The sequence below is a fragment of the Listeria innocua genome (assembly GCF_028596125.1).
In the GTDB taxonomy this organism is placed as follows: domain Bacteria; phylum Bacillota; class Bacilli; order Lactobacillales; family Listeriaceae; genus Listeria; species Listeria innocua.
This window is the reverse complement of sequence record NZ_CP117229.1, coordinates 965,913-983,747: the sequence shown is the minus strand read 5'-3', so window position 1 is coordinate 983,747 and position 17,835 is coordinate 965,913. Positions and strand designations below refer to the sequence as shown.

The following is a 17,835-nucleotide window of genomic DNA, read 5'->3' as shown; positions in this document are numbered from 1 at the left end:
TTCCTCCTAGCAAATTCATCAATTAACTATTATTTTACCTTTTTAGTGAAGAAAAGGCACGGAGAAAGTATCAAGTATAGCTTGAACTTCTTCATGCCTTTTCCAAAGTTTATTTACTTATTTTTAAATCTTCAATGGAGTTAATGTTTGTCATGTATTTTGGAACTGCTAAGCCGATTTTCGCACCTTTTAAGTTCGGTCCTAAATCTTCAAACTTTCCTTTGTAATCTTTGTAGTAGATTCCGGAAGTGTTTGGTAGCCATGCAGCGACCATTCCATCTGCTGCATCTGTTGCGACAGACGCCCACATTGGTTGAATTTCCATTGCTTGAATGGTTGGTTTATAGCCAACTTGTTTCAAAGCTTCTGCAACAACATTCGTTGAGGCAATTTCTGAATCCCAAGCTACATAAGTAAGCTTGATTTCATCGCCATCTACTTTTTCCACGCCATCGGTCCATTTTGCTACTTTTTCTGGATTGTTTTTAATCCACTTTTTAGCAGCTTCTTCTGGATCTACTCCGTCATTAACTTCTAGCATTACTTCAGACATATCTTCAGCAGTCCAGAAGAAATTATCTAGCACTTTGTAGGCAGAAGGTTTTTCTTCTTTCAAACCTTTGCGGACAATTGTGTGGATATTTTCAGCGTTTCCAAAAACATTTTTAGGATCATCTAAAAATTTCAAGTCGAATTTTGTAAACATCCAGTGAGGTGTCCAACCAGTCACAACAATCGGGCGCTTATCTTTCATCGCTTTTTGTAGTGTACTAGTCATAGCCGCAGTCGAACTTGTTTGTAACTGCCAATTGTCATCATCTAAATGATAATCTTTAATCGCATTTTGTGTTGCAAGCATAATTCCTGCTCCAGCATCAATTCCTGTGATTGTATAATTGATTTGTTCGCCTAAATCTTTTTTCGCGTCATAAGGAGCAAGGGTTGTCCCGCAGGCTGCTAAAGTGAAAATAAGCATAGCCAAAACTGCGGTGGTGATTAATTTTTTTAGCAATCTACTCTCCTCCTTATTCTGATTTCGCTTTTTTATTGAAAGCTTGTGTTAGACGGTCTAGGATAATTGCTACGATAACAATCGCAATCCCAGCTACAAATCCGCCACCAGCGTCATTACGTCCTACTGCAAAGTAAACACGTGTTCCAAGTCCCATTGCACCAATCATCGAAGCAATTACAACCATGGAAAGTGCTAACATGATACTTTGGTTAATCCCAGCCATCATGGTCGATTTCGCCATTGGTAGCTGTACTTTCCAAAGTTTTTGCCAAGGTGTTGAACCAAATGAATCTGCTGCTTCAACAAGCTCAGTCGAAACTTGGCGAATACCTAGGTTAGTCATACGAACAGTTGGAGGCATTGCGAAAATAACAGAAGCAACTACCCCTGGAACCATCCCAATTCCGAAAAATGCTACGGCTGGAATTAAATATACAAAGGCAGGCATTGTTTGCATAAAGTCAAGCACCGGTTTAAAGATGCTTTCAACGATACCGCTTTTCGCCATCCAAATACCAAGTGGAACACCTATAACAAGTGCAATTAAACTACTCGTAAGAACAAGAGTCAGCGTTTGAGTCATATCACGCCAGAAATCTAAGTTCCAAATTAATAGTAAACCGACAACTTCAAAAATAATTAATCCCCATTTTTTTCCTTTGCGGTTAACCCAGAAAGTCCCAAATACTAGTAAAATAATAAATAACCATGGTGGAACTAAGTCGAATACCCATTGGAATGCATCAACAATTCCGCCAATGATATTTGTAATTACATTAAAAAATCCTTCAAATTGCGTTAAGCCATCAACTAATTTATCAATCCAACTAGCTAATGGAATCGTTGGAATATTAGGCATTAACGTTCACCTCGTTTCCAGAAAGTGCGGCCAGAACAGATCCGCGAATAATAATTCCTTTTAATTTTCCATCTTCGGTTACAGCGATTGGAATCGTTGTTGTCGAGATAGTATCCATGATTTCTGCAAGTGGCGTATCCGGACCAGTTGTCGGTACATCACTGTGTAAAGCAGTTTCAAGCGAAGTAATATTTTCTTTAACTAGTTTAGAAACTTCCGCTGCATGGACAATACCAACTAACTCACGGTTACGCTTAACAACAAATACACTAGATGTTCCAGCTTCACGCATCCGTTTTAAAGCGACACGAGGGCCGTCTTTTTCAAAATTAACGATTTCTGGGCGTATCATTACGTTGCTCGCTGTATAAACTTTGGAACGGTCTACATCTTCAATGAATTTTTCTACGTATTCATTTGCTGGATGTGCCAGAATTTCTTCCGGGGAACCAGTTTGAACAACAGAACCATCACGCATAATCATAATGTGGTCGCCAATACGAAGCGCCTCATCCAAATCATGGGTAATAAAGATGATTGTTTTCTTCATTTTATCTTGTAAATCTAGTAGTTGATCTTGCATGTCTTTTCTGTTAAGTGGGTCAAGTGCTGAGAAAGCCTCATCCATTAATAAAATATCTGGATTGTTAGCAAGTGCTCTCGCTAGCCCTACACGTTGCTGCATCCCACCAGAAAGTTGGGAAGGATATTGTTCGCCGTAACCAGCTAAACCAACAAGTGCAAGCGATTCTGCTGCATTTTTCTCACGTTCTTCTTTGTTCATTCCTTGAATTTCAAGCCCGTATTCAACATTACGGTTAATCGTTCTATTTGGAAATAAACCAAAATTTTGGAAGACCATACTCATGCTTTTTCTTCTAACTTCCAAAAGTTCTTTTTTATTTAAACTAGAGAGTTCTTTTCCGTCCAGCCAAATTTTTCCGCTCGTAGGCTCAATTAGACGGTTTAAAAGTCGTACCAAAGTTGACTTCCCACTACCAGAAAGCCCCATTATAACGAAAATTTCTCCTTCTTCTACGCTAAAAGATGCTTTATTAACACCAATAGTCGCCCCTGTTTCTTTCAAAATCTCTGTTTTCGATTTCCCTTGAGAAAGTAAAGAAGATGCTTTAGAAGCCTTTTTTCCAAAAATCTTCGTTAGTTCTTCCACTTTAATCTTGCTCAAAATAAAATCCCCTTTCTTTTTTAAATTGAATTATTTACTAGGCAAAAATTCGGCCCATATCACTTTTAAAAAAAGCAATAACATTTATCATTGTACACAAGTTTCACATTAGTTTCACATCATACAGTTTGATTTGCGCTATTTCACACATTTTAGAAAGCGCCTCCATCTTACTACAAGAATGGCTAGCGCTTTTTTAAATTTTTTTTAATAAAATTAACTTTTTTTGTTGAAAACGAATCTTTTTCAGTGAAAAATTATTTCTTATAACAGCATTTTTGTGAAATTTTTGTTAGAATAGAAAAGGACATTTCATTAGGAAGGGGGAGATGAAATGGATGGAGAACTTTCAAAGGATGTGGACCAGAAGATGAATTTACTCAAAAAGTGGTTCAGTTCTATTGACTGGGACCAATTTTGGAATCATATTATTTCAGTTGGAATAAAAATTGCCATTTTAATTGCTCTTTATTTTATTTTCCGCGTGGTTGGTAATAAAATTATCCGTAGTTTCTTCCGCAAATATCGGCAACAACAAGCAGTTTCTGTTGGGCGCGCGGATACGTTAGAAAGCTTAATTTCTAATTTTTACGGCTATGTTTTATTCTTCACTTTTGCGATTTTATTATTACAGAACTTTATGGATGTTACAGCGATTATTGCAAGTGCTGGGGTGGCGAGTTTGGCCATTGCCTTTGGTGCTCAAGGGCTTGTTAGTGACGTTGTGACTGGATTTTTTATTCTACTTGAACGTCAACTTGATGTTGGTGATACGATTACCATTGGACTAGTTAATGGAACAGTAGAAGCACTTGGCCTTAGAACAACACAGGTACGTGATTTTGATGGCACGCTTCATTTCATTCCTAACAGACAAATTATGGTCGTTAGTAATCATTCGCGCGGTAATATGCGTGTGATGGTGGACATTCAAATTAGTCCACATGAAGATCCGGAAAAAGCAATTAAAATTATTGGTGAGGTTTGTGACGTTGCTGCAAAAGAAAATAAAAATATCGTTGAGCCCCCTGTTGTCTTAGGCGTGCAAAACATTGACGCAACAAATATGATTATCCGCGTAGTTGGTAAAGCAGTGAACGGCGAGCAGTATTCTGTTCAACGTGACTTACTCAAAGATATTCGCGAAGCACTCGCAGAAAACGAAATTGAATTACCACTTAATTTTGTTAGCACATTCGGACCAAATAATAATTAAAAAGACGCCAATTCGCTCCTTTTGAGAACGAATTGATGTCTTTTTTATTTGCTTTCCAAAAAGTTCACTAATACATCTATTGCAAATGGAATAGCTTCTTCTTTTGGACTAAGTTTCGCGTGATGCAAACTGTACTCGGAATCCACGCCTAACCAAAACATAAACCCTTTAATTTCAGATAAAAAGTAACCAAAATCTTCTCCAGTCATCGCTGAACGAGCTGGCACATAGCTTTCTGGATATTGTTCTTCCAAAAAGTGGATGAATTCTTCTGTTTCAACTGGATCATTGTCCACTTGATAGTAATCGGATCCAGGATGGAATTCTACTTCACATTGGTAGGCTTCTTCCCATCCTTTTGCTAATTGTTTTAAACGAGTCCAAACGATTTCCATTGTTTCTGGAGAAAGCGTCCTAATCGTTCCATCCAAAAAGGCAGTTTCTGCAATAACATTTTGGATTTCTCCGCTGTGAATGCGTCCGATTGTTATAACCGCGCTATCCATCGGGTCAATGTTCCGACTAATAATAGTTTGCATTTGTCCGACAAAAGCGCTTGCCGCCACAACCATGTCATTTGCCAAATGTGGATAAGCCGCATGTCCGCCTTTTCCTTTAAATGAAATAAAGAGTTCGGAAGTGTTTGCGAATAGTAAGCCTGGTTTAATTGCGATTTGGCCGACTTTATATTCTGGTGCAATATGAAGACCATAAATCGTATCGGGGCGCCACTCGGAAAATTCAGCACTTTCCATAATCGGTTTTGCTCCGCCTGGCCCTTCTTCAGCTGGTTGGAACACAAATAATAAGTTATCTTTTGCCGGTTTACTTGCAAAATGCGTTAATACTCCAAGCGCTATACTCATATGTAAATCATGTCCACAAGCATGCATATTCCCAGCATGTTTCGATTCAAATGGCAACCCAGTCTCTTCCGTAATAGGCAGCGCATCAATATCCGTACGATAACCGATTGTTTTTCCAGGATTAGTACCTTTTACTAAAACTAAAATTCCTGTGCGCCATTTCTTTATTTCTAAAAACTCGTTTGGTAATTTGCTAATATAATCGAGTAAATAAGCTTGGGTTTTTAGCTCTTTATATCCTGTTTCAGGAATTTGGTGCAAATCACGTCGAATGGCAATAAATTCATTTAACATGGTGCTCTCTCCTTCTAAAAAAGGACTGCTCCGCCAACAGACGGAACAGTTCCCTTTGATTTTTAAAGTTGGCGAAGTTCTTGCATAATTTCTGTTTTAGAAGCTGTTTTCGCATCTAATTTTTTAAGTTCACGTGCAGGAATTCCCGCTACAACTGTTCCAGGAGCTACGTCTTTAGTAACAATCGCGCCCGCTGCTACAACTGCGCCTTCTCCAATACGTACGCCTTCTAAAACAACAACATTTGCGCCCACTACAACATTGTCTTCAACAATAACTGGTTGAGCGGATGGTGGTTCTACAACGCCTGCAAGGACGGAACCAGCACCAATGTGGCAGTTTTTACCAACAGTTGCGCGGCCTCCAAGAACAACATTCATATCAATCATAGTACCATCACCGATAACAGAACCGATATTTATGCTTGCTCCCATCATAATTACAGCATTATCGCCAATTGTAACTTGGTCGCGAATAACTGCGCCAGGCTCAATACGAGCGTTAATATTTTTCATATCTAACAAAGGAATAGCAGAGTTACGACGATCATTTTCGATAACGTAATCTTCAATATTCGCTTTATTTGCCTCTAACAATGGCTCAACAACAGCCCATTCTCCAAAAATAGTTCCCGCATTTCCAGTGATAAATGTTTTTACATCACTAGGAAAATCGATTTTTTCTAGGTCCCCTTTTAGGTAAACCTTTACTGGTGTTGCTTTCTTGCTATTTTGAATAAAAGAAATAATTTGGTGCGCATCCATTTGTTCCATGAATTTTTGTCTCCTTCCGATATGTTCTGTTTTCTATTTTGCCATAGCTATTTAACTTGTTCAAGGAATTTATCTGTTATTTCTAAAAACGCCTTCACTTGCGGTAGACCAAGTGACTGTTCATAGGTCAATAAGTTGGTTTCTCGGCTTAAAATCGAGCCATCTTTTTCTCTTAGTGGTATTTTGTTGATTTTGTCCGTATAGCCTAACATCGTCACTTCTGGCAAAATGGCAAAACCAATACCGTTTAAAGCCATTTGTCTAGAGGTTTCCATTTGATCCATCAACATAGCTTGGCGCGGCATCTTCCCGAAATTTCTTTGCCAGTAATCTTGAATCACTTGATAGTAATTCGAATCACTACGGAATTGGATAAACGGACGATTTGTCTGGAAAACTTCTTCAATTTTAGTGATTTCTGTATCAACTAAAACGAGTTTATCGTTAAATAAGGGTTTTTGAACACTTTTCCATGTCGAGTTTCCGCGTACAATACCTATATGGACATTACCAGCCGCTAATTGCTGAGTTACTTCACTGCTCCAACCAGTAACAAGGGAAATCTGGACATTAGGATAAGCACTTGCAAATGCCTTTAATACACGTGGCAACCACATTTGAGCCACAACGCTCGCACAAGCAATGCGCAGTGTCCCGCGAACGACGCCTTCCATTGCTTCTAGTTTTTCTTGAATGGTATGCTCGCGCTCAATCACACTGGATGCATGACGGACAATGGCTTCTCCTTCAGGTGTTAGAAGCAAACCTTTTTGCGTTCGAATGAAAATTTTTGTATTCCATCTGCTTTCAATCGTTTGCAGACGCTGGGACAACGCAGGCTGACTTAAAAATAATTTCTCCGCACTTTTACGCATATTTAGTTCTTCTGCCAAACAAACAAGAAGTTCATATTCCGTTACAATCATCTATTTTCCTCCACCTGTAAATGAATATAACGATTGACTTGTTTTAAAACAACGCGTCTTGTCACAATTCCTTCAAAATGGTGGTCTTCATCTACAACACAAACAAAAGGATGATCAACAAGTAAGCGTACAATTCGCTCGTTATTATTAAAATCTTTAATCACCGGGAAATCCGTTTGCATAACATCTTCCACTTTTAAATCTTCTAGTCGTTCAAATTCAATCCGTTCGAGTCCGAGAATGGCATCTGTTATCATTGCTGCGCTAATTAATCCATGGAGTTTAAATTCAAAGTCTAGTACTGGAATAACAGAATAACCGCATTTCGTTAATACAAGTAGCGCATGTTCGAGATTATTACCCAGTTGCACGTGAGCTACTTTTTCAGCGGAAATCATTGAATCAGCTAGTTCATTGTCAATAAATTGTCCAAATCTATTAGAGATCATTTAGAATCTTCCTCTTCCTTGTATTTTCAAGCTCTGCGAAGTTCCTTTCAACTTTAAAAAAAATAAAACGAAACTTTTCCATCTCCTATTCTACCATACTATTTAGTCTGATTTCTTTCATTTAGTGCTTGAAAGTGAATTTTTACATAAAAAAAACCGTGAATAAATATTCACGGCTTCTAAGTAAATAACCAGATTGACTGATTGTTTACCTTGTTATTCGTTTTCTTGTAACGTTTCAAAAATTTCGATTGCAGTCATATCAATATCATCAAATTGATATTTGCTATTGTCGCCATAGATTTCTACTTCAAATGAGTTAGAAGCTTGGAAAAACTTCACTTCGCACACAGGCGTACCATTTTTTTCAAAACGTCTTGCTTGTGTTTCAGCTGACTCATCTTCTTGCATTGCATGTAAACGTTGAATAATTCCCAGTAACTGAGACATCTTATACTCTCCTCTCAAATCCACCATCTGACGTGCAAAAAATTTGCTACCTTGCTGTAATTGTAATACGCGCGTGGCAATGCTTTTTTACATATTTCCTCATATCTGGTTTTTTCGCCATATCTTATTTCTTTCACTATACTACCAAATTTTATCGCAAACCGCACGTATAACGCAAGGGTTCTGGAAATATTCAGAAAAAGAAATTATTTTAAATTAACCAGAATGACACGATTTGTTCTATTTTCATGCTTATTTTATCTCAAAAAAAGACTATAAAAAAGTATTTATCTTTTTTACAGTCTTTGATAATTAAAATTCATTTTTTCGGTTTGCCGTAGCACTTATAATCATTTTTGTTGCTCGAACAATTGTTTTATGGCGATTAAATCCTTTAACACAAATCGTTTGGTCGCCAATTGTAGCAAATACTTCCCCCCATGAACCACAGGGATTAAAGCCGTAAGCATGTATTTTTAGCAAGCCGTCTTTTGTTGGAAAAAAGAGAGCTTCGTATTTACCTGGTTTAGTCATATCCGGTGGCCCCTTCCACATTCAACCAATCATTTCTAACTGAAAATGATTATCATTATTAAAACTATCTTATAGCATTCTAAATAAAAGTGCAAGGCTTTTTAGTAATATTTTCAGATATTTTGCTTTTCTCCCTTTTTAAGCTATAATGGAATGAAATTATGAAGCTTACTCCCACCTGATTTTCACGGGATTTTCTTATAAAGAAAGGTGACAAAAATGACCAAATCCATTCGACCAGAATTGCGCGACATTGAAGTTAGTGGTATCAGAACATTTAACACAAGAGTTACTGGTATTCCTGATATGATTCGTTTAACACTTGGGGAACCTGATTTTCCAACACCAGAGCATGTAAAACAAGCAGCCATCACCGCCATTCAAGAAAATTTCACCAATTACACACCAAATGCAGGTATGCCAGAACTACTTGAAGCAGCTTCTTCGTACTTTGAGGAGAAATATGACCTAACTTATAGTAATAAAGAAATCATCGTTACAGTAGGTGCTACAGAGGCTATTTCAGTCGCGCTGCAAACTATCTTAGAGCCAGGTGATGAAGTTATCTTACCTGACCCAATTTATCCTGGGTATGAACCACTTATAACACTAAATAAAGCCCGCCCGGTCAAAGTAGATACAACGGAATCCAATTTCAAATTAACGCCAGAACAATTACGAGCACATATTACACCAAAAACGAAAGCACTTATTATTCCTTATCCGTCTAACCCAACTGGTGTCTCACTTTCTAAACAAGAACTAAGAGATCTAGCAGAAGTTTTAAAAGAAACAGGTATTTTCGTTATTGCAGATGAAATTTATAGTGAATTAACGTACCATGAAGAGCACGTAAGTATTGCACCAATGCTCCGTGATCAAACAATTGTAATCAATGGCCTATCTAAATCGCATGCAATGATTGGTTGGCGAATCGGCTTCCTACTAGCCCCAGAAATAATCACTACCGAAATGCTGAAAATTCATCAATATTCGGTGACATGCGCCAGCTCAATTTCTCAAAAAGCAGCCTTAGAAGCCATTACAAACGGAAAAGACGATGCGTTCCAAATGCGCACGGAATATAAAACACGAGCAAACTTCACACAAGATCGCTTAGAAAAAATGGGCTTTAAAGTCATCCCACCTGATGGAGCTTTCTATTTCTTTGTAAAACTGCCAGATGACATAACTGAAAACTCCTTTGATTGGGCTGTTAGACTCGCAGAAGAAGCCAAAGTAGCTGTCGTACCAGGAAATGCTTTTTCTGAAAAAGGTGACCGTTACTTCCGACTTTCTTATGCTACTTCCGTTAATAACCTTGCAGAAGCGTTAGATCGGATGGCTCAATTTTTAGCAAAATAAAGAAACACCCGCTAAATTAGTTAGCGGGTGTTTCTTTATTTACCGATAATATTTAATGAGCGCCTGTGTGCCTTCCTCGCTCAAGCCTTGTTCTGCCAAAGTCTGATACATTTTCTCAGCCAAGGTAAGCCCGGGAAGCTCTAACCCCATTTGTTTTGCTTCAGATAAAGCAATTCCCATGTCTTTAATAAAATGTTTAATAAAGAATCCTGGTGAAAAATCATCTTCTAGTATCCGTGGAATCAAGTTTGTAAGTGACCAACTTCCTGCTGCTCCACCTGAAATAGAATCAAGAACGCGCGAAGGATTAAGTCCTGCTCTTTCTGCATAAATAATCGCTTCTGTCACACCAATCATGTTAGAAGCAATTGCAATTTGATTTACCATTTTTGTATGTTGGCCAGAGCCAGCATCTCCTTGTAATATCACACTGCTACCAAGAATTTCAAAAATCGGTTTCACTTTTAAGAATACATCTTCTGCTCCACCAACCATAATCGCAAGTGTTCCATTTTTTGCTCCAATATCACCGCCTGAAACTGGTGCATCAAGTACACCTAGCCCTTTTTCGTGGCCCGCTTCAGCAATTTTTTTAGCTAATGCAGGTGAGGAGGTCGTCATATCAATCGCAACAGAACCTGCTTTCAAATTATCTAAGAAACCATTTTCACCTAAGTATAGTTGTTCTACATCTTTTGGATAGCCAACCATTGAAATTAAGATATCCACTTTAGCTCCTAGTGAGCCCGGATCAGATTCCCATAGCGCCCCTTGACTAAGAAGTGCTTCTGCTTTTTCTTTCGTACGCGTATAAATATGCACCTCATAGCCAGCCTCAAGAAGATGTTTAGCCATGCTTGACCCCATCACGCCAGTACCAACAAAACCTATTTTTTCCACCTAAAAAACCTCCTACCTAAATGTAATACCAATTATCGCTAAAAATACAAAGAACAATACAACTAAGCCAAGTAGTATCAAATGAACTTTTTTATACATTACGGTAATCGCAATAAATTCTCGAATCAAGGCATTTGGCATATAATAAAGTGCTGTTTTTGCACCAATCCCCTGACTTTTCAGACCAGCTTTTCTTGCGTATAAACCTGCTCGGAAAAGGTGAAAGTTATTAGTCGAAAATAAACTGTTATATGTCGGCATAATTGCATCCATTTTTGCTTTTGAAAATTGCATATTTTGAAGTGTATTAACCGATTTGTCTTCCATGATAATGAAGTTTTCATCAATACCTTTACTAATTAAATAGTCACGCATCGCTCTTGCTTCTGAGACCGTCTCATTTGCGCCCTGTCCACCCGAAACGATGAAAGTAGCGCGTTTCCCTTTTTTGTCATATTGTTTCTCATAGAACGCGATAGCACGATTTAATCTGCTCGCAAGTAACGGTGGCACCCTATCCCCATCAATCAAGCCACTACCAAGCACAATAAGAAAATCTTGATTATATCTTGGGAAATTGAATTGATATAGGAACGTTGATAGAAGAAATGATAAAAATAAAAACGAAAAATATCCTACAAATGCCATTACAAATACTACAACCATTCCAAGTATCGGGCTGCCGTTTTTCAAAATACTACCGAACCAAAAAATAAATAAAATGACGATAACTAAGCCAATAAATAACGGTAGCATATTAGCGAGTTTTCGTCCTTCCCGTTTTAACATTAAACGCCCATTCATAATTAGTGTTGTTGCAAGTCCAATTATAAAAAATGGAATAAGTAAGAACAGTAAAATCAACACCGTACTCATAATTGAAACAAACAACTCGTTCCCGTTTGAAAGAGTAACGTAAATAAGGGAAAGTAAAGAGAAAAATAGTGCAAGTGTTAAAACAATCCCGTTACTTATTCTTCGTCTATCTATAAAAGATAAAACAATGAAAAGCAGAAGAAAAAATCCTGCTAATGAATAGATAACCAATCTTGTTGCCTCCTTTTTAAGCTAACTGTATTTTTAATTATACTTTGCACACCCTTTTTTCACAATATAAAAAGACCTAGACAAAGAAATTTGTCTAGGTCTTCATCAGAGCTTACTCTGCAGTATATTTCTCAACTAATTCTACAACTTCTTCTGCTGTAGATTTATTTAAAGCTTCTTCCGCTAATTTAACCATTTCAGATTGATCTAAACGTTTGATTAACGAACGAGATTTAAGAATGCTTGAAGCACTCATTGAAAATTCATCTAAGCCTAAGCCTAAAAGAAGTGGTACAGCCGTTTGATCTCCAGCCATTTCCCCACACATACCAGTCCATTTGCCCTCTTTATGAGAAGCATCAATTACCATTTTTACTAAGCGTAAAATAGATGGATTGTATGGTTGGTAAAGGTAAGAAACGCGTTCATTCATACGGTCAGCAGCCATTGTATACTGAATCAAGTCATTTGTTCCGATTGAGAAGAAATCAACTTCTTTTGCAAATTGATCAGCTAAAACTGCAGCAGCAGGAATTTCAATCATAATTCCAAGTTCGATGGAATCAGATACTTCTGTTCCAGCAGCTTTTAGTTTCGCTTTTTCATCTAGTAAAATATCGCGCGCTTGGCGGAATTCATTTACTGTTGCAATCATCGGGAACATAATTTTTAAGTTACCATATACACTTGCGCGAAGTAGAGCGCGAAGTTGTGTACGGAATAATTCTTCATTCGCAAAACAAAGACGAATCGCACGGAATCCTAGGAATGGGTTCATTTCTTCTGGAAGTTCTAAATAAGGTAACGTTTTATCGCCGCCAATATCTAATGTACGAACTACCACAGATTTTCCGTTCATACCAGAAACTACTGCTTTATACGCTTCGAATTGTTCTTCTTCTGTTGGGAAATTGTCGCGACCCATGTACAAGAATTCTGTACGATAAAGTCCAACTGCTTCCCCGCCATTAGAAATGACACCTTCTAAATCATTCGGAGTTCCGATGTTTGCTGCAAGCTCAACGTGAACGCCGTCTTTAGAAACTGTTTTTTCATTTTTAAGTTTTTCCCATTCTGCTTGTTGTAAAGCAAAATCAGATTTAATTTTTTCATAGTGAGCGATTTGTTCTTCTGTTGGGTGGATGATAACATTACCTTCCAAACCATCAATAATAACAATATCGTTTTTCGCTACGCTAGCAGTTACTTCTTTTGTTCCAACTACTGCTGGAATTTCAAGAGAGCGTGCCATAATAGCAGAATGCGAAGTACGACCACCAATATCCGTCACAAAACCTTTAACAAATTTACGGTTAAGTTGTGCGGTATCAGAAGGCGTTAAATCAGCTGCGACAACAACTACTTCCTCATCAATTAAAGCTGGATTTGGAATAGTCACACCTAGTAAGTGAGAAAGAACACGTTTGCGTACATCTTTAATATCAGCTGCACGTTCACGCATGTATTCGTTGTCCATAGATTCAAACATACCAATAAACATGTCTGTCGTTTCTTGTAAAGCTGTTTCTGCATTCGTTTTAGCATTTTTGATGCTTTCTTCAATTGGTCCTGTTAATTCAGGATCGTTTAAAACTAGAAGATGCGCGTCAAAAATTTGTGCCTTATCTTCGCCTAAGTCTTTAGCTGCTTTTTCACGAATCGTTGAAAGTTCTGTTCTAGAAACTTCTAACGCGCTTTCAAAACGTTTTACTTCACTTTCAACATCCGTAACTTCAGTTTTTTCATAGGAAAGATCAGGTTCAACGAGCAGATAAGCTTTCGCAATGGCAATCCCATCAGATGCTGCGATACCTTTCAACTCTTTAGCCATTATTCAGCCAATCCTTCTTTCTTAAGAACTTCAGTTAGTCCTTCAATTGCTTCTTTTTCGTCGCTACCTTCAGTATAGATAGTGATGTCAGCGCCTTTACCAATACCAAGGGACATAACACCCATGATTGATTTAAGATTTACTTTTTTGCCAGTGTATTCAATTTGAACGTCAGAGCTGTATTTACTTGCAGCCTGCACCAATAGAGTTGCTGGGCGTGCGTGAATTCCTGTTTCATCGATTACTACAAAACTTGCTTGTTCCATAATTTACATTCTCCTTTGTAAAGAAATTTGTTGTAACCTTTTAAGCCGAAAAATTTTCAGCAAAAAAGACTATCCCTCAATTAAAAAGAGTACCATGTTTTACCTATTGTTACAACTATTTGATTAAAAATTTTTTAGAATGTTTTTTTCTATTACGGCTTCTTTCGTTCTTTTACAACTGGAAGAAAGGGAGCGTTTTCTATAATTTTGTCACTAAATTGTTGCATTTTTGATTTAAAATGCACTTTTTAAAGGCTTATAGTTGATTTTAATAGGTTTTTAGTGCAGAATTTAAGGAAGGTTCAAAAATGCATACATTCTTTTTCATCAAGATAAACGCAACACCGAAAATTGAAGGAGTGATAACAATGGCAAAGGCACATGTTGGAGACATTATTGAATTTAAGGATGGCTTAACAGGAATTGTTGAAAAGCTCAACGAAAATTCTGTTATTGTCGACTTAACTTATATGGAAAATTTTAAAGATTTAGGTATTGAAGAAAAAACAGTGGTAAATCACAAAAATTATCAAATTATTCATTCTGTAGAAGAAGACGAAGAAGAGACAGAAGAATAAAAAATTATTTCTAACTGCGCAAAAGTAAAGCATTTTCGTTTAACAATGCTTTATGTTTTTGCGTTTTTTATATGTTTAAAAACGGGAAAAGGAGCGTTTTAATGTGGAAAGTAAAAAGAAAATTGCCATTATTGGAGCAGGTCCGGGTGGTTTAGCTACTGGTATGCTTTTAAGTCAACTCGGCTATCAAGTAAGCATCTATGAAAAAAATGACCGTATTGGTGGTAGAACTGCACTGCATAAAATGGGTAAATATTCATTTGATGTAGGACCTTCCGCTTTAACAATGACGCATGTATTAACTTCTCTTTTTATGGATTGTAACCGTAATATTTTAGATTATGTTTCCCTTTTACCAATCAATCCAATACACACGCTTTATTTTAAAGATATTACTTTTCCGCTTTATAGCGATTATTCTGAAACAAAAACAGTTATTAAAACTTACTTTCCTGGTGAAGAAGATGGATTTGATCGTTTTATGAGAGAAAATACGAAAAAAATGCTTTATATTTCGCCGCTTAATCAATTTAACTACAGTTCCTTATTTGATTTCTTTCGACCAACTACAATACGCGCACTTCCAAGTCTCACGCTTGGGCGATCTTTAATGGATGATTTGGCCAGATATTTTAATAGCAAATATCTTCGTATCGCTTTTTCCTTACAAATGCGTTATTTAGGAATGTCACCATGGGATATTCCAGCAGCATATAGTATTATTCCTTTTTCTGAGTATTATTTCGGCACTTTTCATCCAATCGGTGGTCAAAATAAAATTGTCGAAGCGATGCAACAAGTCGTTATGGAAAATAAAGGGAAATTCTACTTTAATTCTGAAGTAACCTCCTTTGAAACGAATGGAAAAGAAATTACTAGTGCAACTCTTGCTAACGGACAATCGATTGAAGCTGATTATTACTTTACTAATTTGGATTTTATTTATTCGTTAACAAGTAACACGAAAGTAAAGGAGAAAGAAAAAGAATACTCCTCTTCTGCTTTTATGTTGTATCTTGGTTTGAAAACAGTGCTTCCCTTTTCACATCAATCCATTATTTTTCCAGATAATTACCGAGAATTTGCGAATAATACCATCCATAAAAAAATCCTTTCTAAAGACTTAGCGATTCATATAACTAATCCTTCAGCCACGGATAACACAATGGCGCCAATGAATCATTCAAGCGTTCGGATTATGGTTTCTGCTCCAAATACTACTAGTGGCATTGATTGGAAAGAACAAACACCTGCATTCCGTCAATTAATATTAGATACGGTAAAGGCGAGATTAGAGATTCCTGATTTAGAGGATTATATTGAAGAAGAATATATTATTACTCCAACTGATTGGGAAGAAAAATATCATGTAAAATACGGGGCAATATTCGGTTTACAACATTTATGGCATCAACAAGGTTTCTTACATCCTGCGAAAAAGTCACCTAAGTTTAAGAACTTATTTGTTGTCGGAGCTGGAGCCATGTCTAGTAGCTCCCTCCCTTTCATTATTGAAAACGCACAAATTGCTACCAAGAAATTTTTGCAAAAAGAAAAGAAATCCGAGTAATCGATTAGCTGATTACTCGGATTTCTTTGTAGTCTTCGTTTCTTTTTCAAGGCTAAAGAAATAACAAGCTGTAAAAATAATATTTGAAACAATAATAATAGCAATCGAGGTCCATAAATCAAGATAGAACGATAAAAAGACAAAGAAAGCGATAATAATCCAATAAACGATGACAATTTCTGATTTTAAATCTGGATATTTAAGTCGTTCCCAACTATCCGTTAAACTTAAAATAAAATAAATCATTAAATGTAAAATCAGGCCTAAGAGCCACCAATTTATAAAATCAGATAGCTGTAAGATCGTAAAACCATTTTGCGTAATATATAGTTGTTTAGATTGCATTGTGATTGGTTCAATTAAGACTTCAAAAATCATCACCATCGTAGCTGCGATAAAAGAATAAATTCCTCCACGAATCCAATCAACATTGATTTTAAGTGTGATTTCACGTGCGATAATGTGTGTCCCGGCAATCATTCCGACCCAAATGAATCCCATCGTAATAGGAATACCGTACAAACTCCCGCCTAGCGTCGAGCCAATATATTCATCCGTATAACTTAATTGCATCCATTCAATACAAGTACTGACAACAAAAATAAGTAGTGTAATAGCAGATCCAAGCCATTTGCCATATTGCATAATAAAGAAAACTGCTGCAAAAACTCCAGTAAATACTAAAAATAGCGATTGGATTGTTGTTAAACGCGGCGGAATAATGTGTAAAGAAACTAGCAATACACTACCTAAAAACCAGAATATATATACCCAAAGTAAAAATTTGTAGTTTTTTTCTAACATCTATGAACCACTCCTATTTTTTCATTATATAGGATTTATTAAATTGCACAACTTTTATCTTATCTTTTGTTTAATTGTTGCCAAACGATTTCATTTGTTTTAAAGTAGTATGAGAAGTATTTGTTAAGAAGAGGTGTAAAGTATTTGAAGAGCATCAAGATTGATTATAAACTCGTATTGGGACTTATTTTATGTGCCCTACTTGTTATATTAACATATCAGTTCCCACGTGTTTTTTGGTATTTATATGGAGCTGGGATGTTATTTTTACTTAGTTTTGTGATATTTAATGACGATTTAAAAAAGGAATTTTCGTTCGTTAAAGGCATTTTACCTGGAATTTTTTCCGGAATTGTCCTTTATATTATTTTTTACATAGGTGCCTTTATTATTAAAGTAATGCCAGGTGGTCTAGAACATTCTGTAGAAGCTGCATTTAATAAGTATTCCACCCACTCTTTAGTAATATGGTTGCTTTTGATTGTCGCGATTATCCCCGGTGAAGAAATTTTCTGGCGTGGATTTGTATTAAAACGTTTGAACCATTATTTTAATCATTGGTTCTCTAATATTTTTGCCGCCTTACTATGTATGGTCATGATGTTGCCTAGTGGTAATTTTGCCGCTATCATCGGTATTTTTGTTGCATCTCTTGTATGGAATGTGATGTACTCTTATCGCCCGAGCCTTCTCATGGTTTATCTGTCGCATTTGACCTTTGCCTTTTTATTACTCGCGGCATTGCCAATTTATTAAAAAACTTAGAAACATTCCTTTTTTATAGGAATGTTTTTTTATGAAAAATTTGAAGCAAAATACTTGAAAGTCAAAATAGGTCAGTATATAATTAATTCATAAGGTCAAAGATAGTCAAAGTCAAGGCCTTTCATTTCTCATTTTTAAAAG

General features: G+C 36.6%; 19 protein-coding genes. 5 read left to right on the top strand and 14 right to left on the bottom strand.

The window, feature by feature from the left end; genetic code table 11:
* Positions 1-109: 109 nt before the first annotated feature.
* The 3 genes from PQQ29_RS05430 to PQQ29_RS05420 are packed head-to-tail and all read right to left on the bottom strand — an operon-like array spanning position 110 to position 3,060.
* Positions 110-1,012 carry a glycine betaine ABC transporter substrate-binding protein gene (locus PQQ29_RS05430; RefSeq protein ID WP_003761554.1) on the bottom strand — a complete coding sequence of 301 codons (903 nt, stop codon included), beginning with the start codon at positions 1,010-1,012 and terminating at the stop codon, positions 110-112.
* Between the two features lie 13 nt (positions 1,013-1,025).
* Positions 1,026-1,874, bottom strand: a complete 849-nt coding sequence (locus tag PQQ29_RS05425; protein WP_003771275.1) for an ABC transporter permease — start codon at positions 1,872-1,874, stop codon at positions 1,026-1,028.
* The gene (locus PQQ29_RS05420; RefSeq protein WP_010990716.1) at positions 1,867-3,060 is read right to left on the bottom strand and encodes a quaternary amine ABC transporter ATP-binding protein; all 1,194 of its coding nucleotides are present in this window, start codon (positions 3,058-3,060) and stop codon (positions 1,867-1,869) included. The genes PQQ29_RS05425 and PQQ29_RS05420 overlap by 8 nt, the downstream gene beginning before the upstream one ends.
* A 370-nt stretch (positions 3,061-3,430) precedes the next feature.
* On the opposite strand from PQQ29_RS05420, the gene PQQ29_RS05415 reads away from it, so the two are divergent.
* Positions 3,431-4,276, top strand: a complete 846-nt coding sequence (locus tag PQQ29_RS05415; protein ID WP_003740536.1) for a mechanosensitive ion channel family protein — start codon at positions 3,431-3,433, stop codon at positions 4,274-4,276.
* Between the two features lie 44 nt (positions 4,277-4,320).
* Here the strand turns inward: PQQ29_RS05415 and PQQ29_RS05410 are convergent, their stop codons facing one another.
* From PQQ29_RS05410 to PQQ29_RS05385, 6 genes are all read right to left on the bottom strand, one after another.
* Positions 4,321-5,436: an N-acetyldiaminopimelate deacetylase gene (locus tag PQQ29_RS05410; protein ID WP_187984076.1), complete on the bottom strand. Its 1,116-nt coding sequence runs from the start codon at positions 5,434-5,436 to the stop codon at positions 4,321-4,323.
* 62 nt (positions 5,437-5,498) lie between these two features.
* Positions 5,499-6,209, bottom strand: a complete 711-nt coding sequence (gene dapD, locus PQQ29_RS05405; protein ID WP_003729819.1) for a 2,3,4,5-tetrahydropyridine-2,6-dicarboxylate N-acetyltransferase — start codon at positions 6,207-6,209, stop codon at positions 5,499-5,501.
* A 47-nt stretch (positions 6,210-6,256) separates the two neighbouring features.
* Entirely contained in the window at positions 6,257-7,135 is an 879-nt protein-coding gene (locus tag PQQ29_RS05400; protein ID WP_003761543.1) for a transcriptional regulator CcpC, read from the bottom strand.
* On the bottom strand, positions 7,132-7,584 hold the full coding sequence (gene cbpB, locus PQQ29_RS05395; protein WP_003761542.1) for a cyclic-di-AMP-binding protein CbpB: 453 nt from the start codon (positions 7,582-7,584) through the stop codon (positions 7,132-7,134). The genes PQQ29_RS05400 and cbpB overlap by 4 nt, the downstream gene beginning before the upstream one ends.
* Before the next feature lie 216 nt (positions 7,585-7,800).
* Complete coding sequence (locus PQQ29_RS05390) at positions 7,801-8,034, bottom strand: YkuJ family protein (RefSeq protein WP_003719227.1); 234 nt, start codon at positions 8,032-8,034, stop codon at positions 7,801-7,803.
* Positions 8,035-8,346: 312 nt separating this feature from the next.
* Positions 8,347-8,568, bottom strand: coding sequence for a hypothetical protein (locus PQQ29_RS05385; protein WP_003726553.1), 222 nt, complete (start codon positions 8,566-8,568; stop codon positions 8,347-8,349).
* 219 nt (positions 8,569-8,787) lie between these two features.
* Here PQQ29_RS05385 and PQQ29_RS05380 point away from each other — a divergent pair, with 219 nt between their 5' ends.
* The gene (locus PQQ29_RS05380) at positions 8,788-9,933 is read left to right on the top strand and encodes an aminotransferase class I/II-fold pyridoxal phosphate-dependent enzyme (protein ID WP_187984075.1); all 1,146 of its coding nucleotides are present in this window, start codon (positions 8,788-8,790) and stop codon (positions 9,931-9,933) included.
* Between the two features lie 39 nt (positions 9,934-9,972).
* Here PQQ29_RS05380 and PQQ29_RS05375 read toward each other — a convergent pair whose 3' ends face one another.
* From PQQ29_RS05375 to PQQ29_RS05360, 4 genes are all read right to left on the bottom strand, one after another.
* Positions 9,973-10,833, bottom strand: coding sequence for an NAD(P)-dependent oxidoreductase (locus PQQ29_RS05375; RefSeq protein WP_187984074.1), 861 nt, complete (start codon positions 10,831-10,833; stop codon positions 9,973-9,975).
* A 12-nt stretch (positions 10,834-10,845) separates the two neighbouring features.
* Complete coding sequence (locus PQQ29_RS05370; RefSeq protein ID WP_003761536.1) at positions 10,846-11,880, bottom strand: YdcF family protein; 1,035 nt, start codon at positions 11,878-11,880, stop codon at positions 10,846-10,848.
* A gap of 112 nt (positions 11,881-11,992) precedes the next feature.
* The gene (gene ptsP / locus PQQ29_RS05365) at positions 11,993-13,711 is read right to left on the bottom strand and encodes a phosphoenolpyruvate--protein phosphotransferase (protein WP_003771256.1); all 1,719 of its coding nucleotides are present in this window, start codon (positions 13,709-13,711) and stop codon (positions 11,993-11,995) included.
* Entirely contained in the window at positions 13,711-13,977 is a 267-nt protein-coding gene (locus PQQ29_RS05360; RefSeq protein ID WP_003719221.1) for a phosphocarrier protein HPr, read from the bottom strand. The genes ptsP and PQQ29_RS05360 overlap by 1 nt, the downstream gene beginning before the upstream one ends.
* Positions 13,978-14,285: 308 nt before the next feature.
* Between PQQ29_RS05360 and PQQ29_RS05355 the strand changes: the two genes are divergently transcribed.
* Positions 14,286-14,555: a YkvS family protein gene (locus tag PQQ29_RS05355; protein ID WP_003771254.1), complete on the top strand. Its 270-nt coding sequence runs from the start codon at positions 14,286-14,288 to the stop codon at positions 14,553-14,555.
* Positions 14,556-14,658: 103 nt separating this feature from the next.
* Positions 14,659-16,125: a phytoene desaturase family protein gene (locus PQQ29_RS05350; protein WP_003771252.1), complete on the top strand. Its 1,467-nt coding sequence runs from the start codon at positions 14,659-14,661 to the stop codon at positions 16,123-16,125.
* A 12-nt stretch (positions 16,126-16,137) separates the two neighbouring features.
* Here the strand turns inward: PQQ29_RS05350 and PQQ29_RS05345 are convergent, their stop codons facing one another.
* Positions 16,138-16,929 carry a membrane protein gene (locus PQQ29_RS05345; RefSeq protein ID WP_010990713.1) on the bottom strand — a complete coding sequence of 264 codons (792 nt, stop codon included), beginning with the start codon at positions 16,927-16,929 and terminating at the stop codon, positions 16,138-16,140.
* Positions 16,930-17,073: 144 nt separating this feature from the next.
* Here PQQ29_RS05345 and PQQ29_RS05340 point away from each other — a divergent pair, with 144 nt between their 5' ends.
* A complete protein-coding gene (locus tag PQQ29_RS05340) occupies positions 17,074-17,685 on the top strand; it encodes a CPBP family intramembrane glutamic endopeptidase (protein WP_003761525.1) in 612 nt (203 codons plus the stop codon).
* Positions 17,686-17,835: the final 150 nt, after the last annotated feature.

Excerpts from the sequence above, each read along its gene's own strand:
- PQQ29_RS05360 (WP_003719221.1), bottom strand. The coding sequence starts at position 13,977 with ATGGAACAAGCAAGTTTTGTAGTAATCGATGAAACAGGAATTCACGCA.
- PQQ29_RS05425 (WP_003771275.1), bottom strand. The coding sequence starts at position 1,874 with ATGCCTAATATTCCAACGATTCCATTAGCTAGTTGGATTGATAAATTA.
- PQQ29_RS05390 (WP_003719227.1), bottom strand. The coding sequence starts at position 8,034 with ATGTCTCAGTTACTGGGAATTATTCAACGTTTACATGCAATGCAAGAA.
- PQQ29_RS05400 (WP_003761543.1), bottom strand. The coding sequence starts at position 7,135 with ATGATTGTAACGGAATATGAACTTCTTGTTTGTTTGGCAGAAGAACTA.
- PQQ29_RS05345 (WP_010990713.1), bottom strand. The coding sequence starts at position 16,929 with ATGTTAGAAAAAAACTACAAATTTTTACTTTGGGTATATATATTCTGG.
- ptsP (WP_003771256.1), bottom strand. The coding sequence starts at position 13,711 with ATGGCTAAAGAGTTGAAAGGTATCGCAGCATCTGATGGGATTGCCATT.
- PQQ29_RS05380 (WP_187984075.1), top strand. The coding sequence starts at position 8,788 with ATGACCAAATCCATTCGACCAGAATTGCGCGACATTGAAGTTAGTGGT.
- cbpB (WP_003761542.1), bottom strand. The coding sequence starts at position 7,584 with ATGATCTCTAATAGATTTGGACAATTTATTGACAATGAACTAGCTGAT.
- PQQ29_RS05415 (WP_003740536.1), top strand. The coding sequence starts at position 3,431 with ATGAATTTACTCAAAAAGTGGTTCAGTTCTATTGACTGGGACCAATTT.
- dapD (WP_003729819.1), bottom strand. The coding sequence starts at position 6,209 with ATGGAACAAATGGATGCGCACCAAATTATTTCTTTTATTCAAAATAGC.
- PQQ29_RS05410 (WP_187984076.1), bottom strand. The coding sequence starts at position 5,436 with ATGTTAAATGAATTTATTGCCATTCGACGTGATTTGCACCAAATTCCT.
- PQQ29_RS05385 (WP_003726553.1), bottom strand. The coding sequence starts at position 8,568 with ATGACTAAACCAGGTAAATACGAAGCTCTCTTTTTTCCAACAAAAGAC.
- PQQ29_RS05355 (WP_003771254.1), top strand. The coding sequence starts at position 14,286 with ATGCATACATTCTTTTTCATCAAGATAAACGCAACACCGAAAATTGAA.